At 73.7% G+C, this 8472-nt stretch carries 8 protein-coding genes and 1 pseudogene; 3 read left to right on the plus strand and 6 right to left on the minus strand.

Going from position 1 to position 8472, the window contains the following annotated elements:
• Nucleotides 1–230: pseudogene (locus GTW43_RS14070) on the minus strand (hypothetical protein); the annotation flags it as partial.
• A gap of 184 nt (nucleotides 231–414) precedes the next feature.
• Here GTW43_RS14070 and GTW43_RS14075 point away from each other — a divergent pair.
• Nucleotides 415–2508, plus strand: a complete 2094-nt coding sequence (locus GTW43_RS14075; RefSeq protein WP_161302074.1) for an MFS transporter — start codon at nucleotides 415–417, stop codon at nucleotides 2506–2508.
• Here the strand turns inward: GTW43_RS14075 and GTW43_RS14080 are convergent.
• The 5 genes from GTW43_RS14080 to GTW43_RS14100 form a co-directional block, all read right to left on the minus strand.
• Complete coding sequence (locus GTW43_RS14080; protein ID WP_161302076.1) at nucleotides 2438–3031, minus strand: GNAT family N-acetyltransferase; 594 nt, start codon at nucleotides 3029–3031, stop codon at nucleotides 2438–2440. The two genes, GTW43_RS14075 and GTW43_RS14080, sit on opposite strands and share 71 nt — an antisense overlap.
• Before the next feature lie 57 nt (nucleotides 3032–3088).
• Nucleotides 3089–3637, minus strand: a complete 549-nt coding sequence (locus GTW43_RS14085) for a GNAT family N-acetyltransferase (protein WP_161302078.1) — start codon at nucleotides 3635–3637, stop codon at nucleotides 3089–3091.
• Nucleotides 3634–4233 (minus strand): hypothetical protein, encoded by a 600-nt coding sequence (locus GTW43_RS14090; RefSeq protein WP_161300979.1) that lies wholly within the window; start codon nucleotides 4231–4233, stop codon nucleotides 3634–3636. The genes GTW43_RS14085 and GTW43_RS14090 overlap by 4 nt, the downstream gene beginning before the upstream one ends.
• Nucleotides 4234–4294: 61 nt before the next feature.
• The gene (locus tag GTW43_RS14095; RefSeq protein ID WP_161300978.1) at nucleotides 4295–4687 is read right to left on the minus strand and encodes a VOC family protein; all 393 of its coding nucleotides are present in this window, start codon (nucleotides 4685–4687) and stop codon (nucleotides 4295–4297) included.
• Between the two features lie 82 nt (nucleotides 4688–4769).
• Entirely contained in the window at nucleotides 4770–5438 is a 669-nt protein-coding gene (locus GTW43_RS14100) for an HAD-IA family hydrolase (protein ID WP_161300977.1), read from the minus strand.
• Between the two features lie 404 nt (nucleotides 5439–5842).
• Here GTW43_RS14100 and GTW43_RS14105 point away from each other — a divergent pair, with 404 nt between their 5' ends.
• Both GTW43_RS14105 and GTW43_RS14110 read left to right on the plus strand, forming a co-directional pair.
• Entirely contained in the window at nucleotides 5843–6523 is a 681-nt protein-coding gene (locus GTW43_RS14105) for an HNH endonuclease family protein (protein ID WP_161300976.1), read from the plus strand.
• A 103-nt stretch (nucleotides 6524–6626) separates the two neighbouring features.
• Nucleotides 6627–8267, plus strand: a complete 1641-nt coding sequence (locus GTW43_RS14110) for an alkaline phosphatase D family protein (protein ID WP_161300975.1) — start codon at nucleotides 6627–6629, stop codon at nucleotides 8265–8267.
• Nucleotides 8268–8472 lie beyond the last annotated feature (205 nt).

The following is an 8472-nucleotide window of genomic DNA, read 5'->3' on the forward strand; positions in this document are numbered from 1 at the left end:
CGCTCGTCCGGGGCCGGCTCCGGCCTGCCCGGCGGGGGCACGTCGCGCTGCGCGGGCAGCGGGGCGGGCGTGTACGGGACGGAGGCGCGCGGCGGCTCCGGTTCGGCGGGCTCCGGCAGGGTGACGTACGGGCGCACGCGCAGCCCGAAGCCCTCGGCCGGGCAGTCGCAGCCCGCGGCGGCGCCGCATTCCGGGCAGCGCTGATCCGTGTCGTGGTGGTGCTCGCTCACCGTGTGATCCCCATCCCCTGAGCGTTGGTGTGACGATCGTAGAAGGTGTGGAGAATCTGTGGTGCGGGCCCGGGGATCGGAGGCCGCCCGCACCGGACTCAACAGGCCAAACCGTCCCGAAGCCACCAGGATGGAAGGACCAGCCCTCCGGCCGGTCCGGGCCGAAGGGTCCGTGGAGGTGGCCATGAGCAGCCAGGACAGCGGGAGCGGCACACCGGGCGTGCCCGGCGCGCCGGACAGCCGGGACGGCAGCCGTACGCACGAGTCGGTGCCCGACGACCGGGCCAAGAGCAGCGGCGTCCTGGTGTCCATCGGCGCGCTGCTGCTCGGGATGCTGCTCGCCGCGCTCGACCAGACGATCGTGTCGACGGCGCTGCCGACGATCGTCAGCGACCTGGGCGGCCTCGACCACCTGTCCTGGGTCGTCACCGCGTATCTGCTCGCGTCGACGGCCGCGACCCCGCTGTGGGGCAAGCTCGGCGACCAGTACGGGCGCAAGAAGCTGTTCCAGGCCGCGATCGTGATCTTCCTGATCGGTTCGGCGCTGTGCGGGATCGCGCAGAACATGCCGCAGCTGATCGGCTTCCGGGCGCTCCAGGGGCTGGGCGGCGGCGGTCTGATGGTGCTGTCCATGGCGATCGTCGGCGACATCGTCTCGCCCCGCGAACGCGGCAAGTACCAGGGCCTGTTCGGCGCCGTGTTCGGCGCGACGAGCGTGCTCGGCCCGCTGCTCGGCGGCCTGTTCACCGAGCATCTGAACTGGCGCTGGGTCTTCTACGTCAACCTGCCGATCGGCGTGGTCGCCCTCCTCGTCATCGCGACGGCCCTGCACATCCCCGTCCGCTCGCGCAAGCACCGGATCGACTACCTGGGCACGTTCCTGATCGCGTCCGTGGCCACCTGTCTCGTGCTCGTCGCCTCGCTCGGCGGGACCACGTGGGGCTGGGGCTCGCCGCAGATCGTCGGGCTCGCGGTGCTCGGGGTGCTGCTCGCGGTGGCCTTCGTGTACCAGGAGTTCCGGGCGGCGGAGCCGGTGCTGCCGATGAAGCTGTTCCGGGTGCGGACGTTCACGCTGTCCGCCGTGATCAGCTTCGTCGTGGGCTTCGCGATGTTCGGCGCGATGACCTATCTGCCGACGTTCCTGCAGATCGTGCACGGTGTCTCGCCGACCATGTCGGGCGTGCACATGCTGCCGATGGTGCTCGGTCTGCTCATCGCGTCCACCGGCTCGGGACAGGTCGTCAGCCGCACCGGCCGCTGGAAGGTGTTCCCCGTGGCCGGGACCGCCGTGACGGCGATCGGCCTGCTGCTCCTGCACAATCTGGACGAGAACAGCTCCACGTTCGAGATGAGCGCCTACTTCTTCGTCTTCGGCTTCGGGCTCGGCCTCGTCATGCAGGTGCTCGTGCTGATCGTGCAGAACGCGGTCCCGTACGAGGATCTGGGCGTCGCCACGTCGGGCGCGACGTTCTTCCGGTCCATCGGCGCCTCCTTCGGCGTCGCGGTCTTCGGCACGATCTTCACCAACCGGCTGGCCACCAAGCTCACCGACGCGCTCTCCGGGCAGCAGCTGCCGCCCGGCGTCAGCCCGGACTCGCTCGGCGCCGACCCACGCGGCATCTCCCAACTCCCGCCCGCCGTGCAGCCGTCGGTGCTGCACGCCTACTCGACCTCCATCACCGACGTGTTCGTGTACGCGGCGCCGGTCGCGCTCCTCGCGTTCCTGCTGTCCTGGTTCCTGCGCGAGGACAGACTCCGGGCCTCCGTCACGGCCCCCGACGCGACCGAGACCCTCGCCTCGAACCCCGTGGAACGCTCCTCGTACGACGAGGTGGTGCGGGCCCTGTCGGCGCTCGGCACCCGCGAGGGGCGGCGGGAGATCTACGAGAAGATCACGGCCCGCGCGGGCGAGGACCTGCTGCCCGCGGCGTCCTGGCTGGTGCTGCGCATCCACCGGTACGGCTGGGCGGAGCCCTCCGCGCTCGCCGAGCGCAGCCGGGTCCCGCTGCCGGTGATCATCGAGGCGGCCCGGCAGGTGGAGGAGCGGCACCTCGCCGAGCGCCAAGGGCTCGACCTGGTCCTCACCCCGGCCGGCCGGGAGCTGGCCGGGCGGCTGGCCGCCGCCCGCGAGGAGTCGCTGGCCGAGCTGCTCGGCGACTGGTGGGGCCCGGACCGGCCCACCGATCTGAACCGGCTGGTCACCGAGCTCAACGCGGAGATGTGCGGCTCGGACGCGGAGCGCCCGCACGACGGGAAGCGGACCGGTCTGGCGGCGTGAGCTCCGCCGGGCCGGCGGTGAGGTCCTTGCTGAACCAGTGCTCGGCGTAGAGCCGGTCGCTGAAGGCCTCCGTCTCGGTGTACCCGAGCCGGGCGTACAGGGCGCGGGCCTCCACCAGGTCGGTGCGGGTGTCGAGGCGCAGCAGCTCGGCGCCGAGCGTGCGGGCCGCGTCCTCGGCGGCGGCCACGAGCAGCGCGGCGCCGCCCGTGCCGCGCAGGTCGCCGCGGACGTACACCCGGGTCAGCTCGGCCGTCCCGGGATCGGCCAGCCACACCCCGGCCATGCCCGCGGGCTCGCCCCGGTACCGGCCGACGAGGAGCCGGCCGCCGGGCGGCGCGAGGTGGTCCCCGGGGTCGGCGGCGATCTCCCGCTCGAGCTCCGCGGGGTCCGTGTCACGGCTCTCGTAGCGCTGGTACCAGCGGTCGCTCACCTCGGTGTAGTACGCGCGCCAGAGCGCGACGGCGGCGGGCGAGTCGTACGGCTCGGCGGAGACGGTCCAGTCGGGGCGTGGTGCGGTGCGCATCCCCGATGATGGGCCGCGCACCGGGTCCGGCCGCAACCGGTTATCGAGCGGCGCCCGTCAGTCCGGCGGGGTGTCGCGGGCCGGGCTCAGCACCCCGAACCACTGCTCGGCGCCGAACTCCTCGAACCGCTCGACCTCGGTGAACGCGAGGCGCCGGGCCAGGCGCAGCGAGCGGGCGTTGGCCGTCTGTGTGCACAGGACGAGCGGCTCGCCGGGCCGGGCCGCGGTGAACCAGTCGATCACGGCGCGGCACGCCTCGGCGGCGTACCCGTGGCCCCAGGCGCCGGGCAGGAAGGTGTAGCCGAGTTCGGCGGCGCCGTCGTGGCCGCGCCCGGGCCGGGCCGGGTCCCGCCGCTCGACGGACACGGTGCCGATCATCGCGCCGCCGGTCTCGACGACGAACACGCCGGGGCGCCGGCCCGGCACGGCGGGCACGGTCCGCTCGAGCTCGTCGCGCGGGTGGGCGCCGCCGAGATGGGCCCGCACCTCGGGAGAGGCGAACAGCTCGATGAAGGCGGGCCGGTCGCGGGCCTCGGACGCGCGCAGGACGAGCCGGCGGGTGTGCAGCGGCGCGGGCGGCCAGGCGCCGGTGACGGGCGTGCTCACGCGGTGGACCCGCCCTGGATTCGGTGCTGTTCGGCGAGCAGCCGGGTGCGGTGGGCATTGCGGCGCAGGGTGGTGACGAGGACGATCACGACGCACAGGACGATGCCGAGGACGGGGAGCAGGATCGCCACGACGAGCGTGGCGGCGAAGCCGAAGAAGCCCACCGCGTCCCCGACCGTGTAGCGGGACAGCGCCTGGGACGAGCAGGTGATGTCGTACGCGCCCGCGCGCTGCACGTCGACGCGGTAGAGCAGGTACCAGGTCTCGTCCCGGGTGAGGGTCAGATCGCTGCCGTCGTGGAGCGCCGGGTGACCGGGGCCGCTGATCGTGCAGGTGGGGCCGGGCGAGCGGCCGGGGTACATGGCCCAGATCGCCCGGTCGTCGCCCGGTTCGAGGCGGAGGGTGACGGTCCGGTCGTTGCCGAACCGGGGGCCGTCACCGACCGCGTCGAGCAGGTGCTGGAACCGGAGGATGCCGAGGACCGCGCCGAGCGCGGTCAGTCCGGCGGCGATCAGGCCGGCCGTGACGTACCAGTGGCGGCCGGGCCGGAGCCGGTCGGCCGGTATCGCCGCTGTCCGCGGCGGAGCGATCTGCATCGGCACACGGTAGAACGGCGGCCGGTCCGGGCAGAACCCGGACTCGGCATCGGATCGGCGGTCAGTCCAGGCAGAACTCGTTCCCCTCGATGTCCTGCATCGTCAGGCACGACTCGTTCTCGTCGTCGGCCAGCTGGAGCAGCACGCGGGTCGCGCCCAGCTTCTGCAGGCGCGCCTCCTCCGAGAGGAGCACGTCGAGCCGCTCCTGGCCGACGAGCCCCTTGCCGGCCCGTACGTCGACGTGCACGCGGTTCTTGACGACCTTGCCCTCGGGAACCCGCTGGAAGTACATGCGCGGACCGGCGCCCGTCGGGTCGGCGGCGGCCGCCCAGGAGTCGTCGCCGTCCTCGTCCACGATCGGCTCGTACCCCACCACCTCGCACCAGAAGCGCGCGACCCGCACCGGCTCGGCGCAGTCGAAGGTGACCTGGATTTCCCGGATGATCGACGTCATCGGGACACCGTAGGTGCGGGTCGGACGTGGGTCCAGTGATTAAGGGACGCGGTGCGCGGGGCGGTCGCGCCGCCCCGCGCGGCTACGCGACGTGGAGCAGGATCTCGCCGTCCGCGGCGGCCTCGACGCGGACGTGGGTGAGGTCCGGGACGTGCACGGTCGGGCCGTGCTGGGCCGCGCGGGGGCCGATGCCGACGACGCGCATGCCGGCGGCGAGGCCGGCCGCGATGCCCGCGCCGGAGTCCTCGAAGACGACGCAGTCGGCGGGGGCGACGCCCAGTTCGGCGGCTCCCTTGAGGAAGCCCTCGGGGTCGGGCTTGCTGGCGCCGACGTTCTCGGCGGTCACGCGCACGACGGGGTAGGGCAGCGCGGCGGCGGCCATCCGGCCCGTGGACAGGGCGACGTCGGCGGAGGTGACCAGGGCGTGCGGGAGCCCGCCGGAGACAAGGGCGTCGAGGAAGGCGGCCGCACCGGGGACCGGCACGACGCCGTCCATGTCGGCGGTCTCCTCGGCGAGCATGCGCGCGTTGTCCGCGTGGTTCTCGGCCATGGGGCGCTCGGGCAGCAGGACGGCCATCGAGGCGTAGCCCTGGCGTCCGTGCACGACGCTCATGACGTGGTCCGGGTCGAGCTCGTGGGTGGCGGCCCAGCGGCGCCAGCAGCGCTCGACGACGGCGTCGGAGTTGACGAGGGTGCCGTCCATGTCGAGCAGCAGGGCGCGTGCGGAGAGAACGGTGGGCGTGGCCGTCATCGGCGGACTCCAGAGAACGGAGACGTGAGTGCGGGGGACAAAGAGGGCCCCGCCCGCCGGTCAGGGTGAGCGGACGGGAACCACTTTGTTTCCTCACGGTACAAAACGAGCCCCGATATATCCAATTCCGTCCGGCCCGTCACGCACCACCCACGGTGCGTGACGGGCCGGACGTCCGTGCGGACCGAGCGCCGGGGCGCCCCGGCGACCGATGCGGCGCAAACCCCGGCAGACCACCCCAACACCCGCCCCGTCGCGCCCGATTGACGCGTCGCACCCCTTGTCCGCCCTTCAAATTGACGCGACCCTGTCACTCGGCGCACATCTGTCGGCAACCCCACCCCACGACGCTGACCGGGCGCACCACGCCCAGGCCGACTTCCCCCCACCTCACGGGAGTTCACATGCCCCGCACCGCGACGCACCGCACCCCCGGCACCTCTTTCTACGCGCGTCGACGCCGCCCCCTGACGGCCGTCGCCGCCACCGTCCTCGCCACCGCCGGCCTGCTCACGCTCGGCCCCACCGCACAGGCCGCCCCGCCCACCCCGGTCACCGCCGCCACCGCCCGCACGTACCTCTCCGAACTGACCGTCAGGGCCGAGGGATCCAGCGACGGGTACAGCCGCGACAAGTTCCCGCACTGGATCACCCAGTCCGGCACCTGCAACACCCGCGAGGAGGTCCTCAAGCGCGACGGCACGAACGTGCAGACCGACTCCAGCTGCGCCGCCACGTCCGGCAGTTGGTACTCCCCGTACGACGGCGCCACCTGGACCGCGTCCTCGGACGTCGACATCGACCACGTCGTGCCGCTGTCCGAGGCCTGGAAGTCCGGCGCCAGTTCCTGGACGACGGCCCAGCGCCAGGGCTTCGCCAACGACCTGACGCGCCCGCAGCTCGTCGCGGTCACCGACAACGTCAACCAGTCCAAGGGCGACCAGGATCCCGCGACGTGGATGCCGTCCCGCGCGGCGTACACGTGCATGTACCTGCGCATGTGGGTCCACGTGAAGCACTACTACGACCTCACGGTCGACTCCGCCGAGAAGTCCGCCATCTCCTCGGGCCTGAGCGGCTGCTGAGCCCGCGCGCCCCGCTCCCCCGGGGCACGCGGAACCACACCGCCTCCCTCCGGCGTTCCACGTACCGGACCATCGGAACCGGGACGCCGGAGGAGGCGATCACGTGGCGGGACTGCGCCTGGGCCCACTGCTGCGGTACGTGGACGAGGAGACGGCGACGGTCTGGGTCGAGGCGAGCCGGCCCTGCGTCGCCGAGGTGCGCTGCGCGGACGGCGCGTCCGGCACCGCACCCACCTTCCAGATCGAGGGCCACCACTACGCGCTCGTGCCGGTCACCGGGCTGACCCCGGGCGGCGAGACCGCGTACGAGGTGACGCTCGACGGCGCCCGCGTCTGGCCCGAGCCGGACTCCCGCTTCCCCGCGAGCACCATCCGCACCCCGGACCACGGCGCCCCGGCGCCCGCGCCGTTCCGGGTGACGTTCGGCTCCTGCCGCTGGGCCGCCCCGCCCGCCGGCGGCCACGACCCGGTCGGCCCGGACGCCCTGGACACGCTCGCCGCCCGGCTCGCCGCGGACCCCGGCGCCGCCCGCCCGGACGTCCTGGTCCTGCTGGGCGACCAGGTGTACGCGGACGAGACGTCCCCGGCGACGCGCGCGTGGCTGTCCCGGCGCCGCGATCCGGACGAGCCCCCGGGAGCCCAGGTCGCGGACTACGAGGAGTACACCCACCTCTACTACGAGTCCTGGCGCGACCCCGAGGTGCGCTGGCTGCTGTCCACCGTGCCCAGCTGCATGATCTTCGACGACCACGACCTGATCGACGACTGGAACACGAGCGCGGCCTGGCTCGCCGACATGCGCGCGACCCCGTGGTGGCGCGAGCGCCTGCTGAGCGGCCTGATGTCCTACTGGGTGCACCAGCACCTGGGGAACCTGCCGCCCGACGAGCTGGCCGCCGACCCGCTGTACGCACAGGTGCGGGCCACGCCGGACGGCACGGACGCGCTGCGCCGGTTCGCCGCGCAGGCCGACGCCGCACCGGCCTCGGTCCGCTGGAGCTACCGCCGCGACTTCGGCCGCACCCGGCTGCTCATGGTCGACACCCGTGCCGCCCGCGTCCTCGACGAGGACCGGCGGGCCATGCTCGACCCGGGCGAGGAGCGCTGGCTGCGCGAGCAGGCCCTCGACGACCCGGACGGCCGCGACCACCTGCTGATCGGCACGTCCCTGCCCTGGCTGCTGCCGCACCTGATCCACGACGTGGAGCGGTGGAACGCGGCGCAGTGCGCCGGGGAGCGGGGCCCGCGCCGGGCCCGCTTCGGCGAGGACCTGCGGCGGCGGGCGGACCTGGAGCACTGGGCCGCCTTCCCCGCCTCGTTCGACGCGCTGACCGGGCTGATCGCGGAGGCCGGATCCGGCCCGGACGCCCCCGCGACGGTGTGCGTCCTGTCCGGGGACGTGCACCACGCCTACATCGCCGAGCCGCACTGGCCGGGCGGCGCCGCGCCCGCCGCCCGCGTCCTCCAGCTGACCTGCTCCCCCGTGCACAACTCGGTGCCCGCGTCGATACGGCTGGGCTTCCGCATCGGCTGGAGCCGGCCGGCCCGGGCCCTCGGGCGGCGGCTGTCGCGCCGGGTCCGGCCGGGCGGATCCGGAATCGGCTGGCGGCGCACGGGCGGCCCGTGGTTCGGGAACCAGCTGATGACCCTGACCCTGCGCGGCCGCAGCGCCGACCTGGCCCTCGACCAGGCGGACCGGCGCAGGGCCGGGCTGACCAGGGTCGCCCGGCGCACGCTCAGCTGACCCGCCGCGGGCGGCCCGCGCCCTCCACCCGCGGAATCCCCGGCATGGCTGAATGTTGAACTTGCAAGCACAAGTTAGGTTCCCCTAATCTCTGGACTCCCCCATCGGTGGCGGCGTGGCGGCGACGACGGCGCCCGGCCCGCCGGTGACTCGGTTCCGTCCCCACCGACCGAAGGAGTCCCCCACGATGACTGGACGTCTGAAA

The organism is Streptomyces sp. SID5785, from assembly GCF_009870065.1.
Taxonomy (GTDB): Bacteria; Actinomycetota; Actinomycetes; order Streptomycetales; family Streptomycetaceae; genus Streptomyces.

Coding starts and splice junctions, on each gene's coding strand:
- GTW43_RS14080 (WP_161302076.1), bottom strand. CDS start 3,031: ATGCGCACCGCACCACGCCCCGACTGGACCGTCTCCGCCGAGCCGTAC.
- GTW43_RS14075 (WP_161302074.1), top strand. CDS start 415: ATGAGCAGCCAGGACAGCGGGAGCGGCACACCGGGCGTGCCCGGCGCG.
- GTW43_RS14095 (WP_161300978.1), bottom strand. CDS start 4,687: ATGACGTCGATCATCCGGGAAATCCAGGTCACCTTCGACTGCGCCGAG.
- GTW43_RS14090 (WP_161300979.1), bottom strand. CDS start 4,233: ATGCAGATCGCTCCGCCGCGGACAGCGGCGATACCGGCCGACCGGCTC.
- GTW43_RS14105 (WP_161300976.1), top strand. CDS start 5,843: ATGCCCCGCACCGCGACGCACCGCACCCCCGGCACCTCTTTCTACGCG.
- GTW43_RS14100 (WP_161300977.1), bottom strand. CDS start 5,438: ATGACGGCCACGCCCACCGTTCTCTCCGCACGCGCCCTGCTGCTCGAC.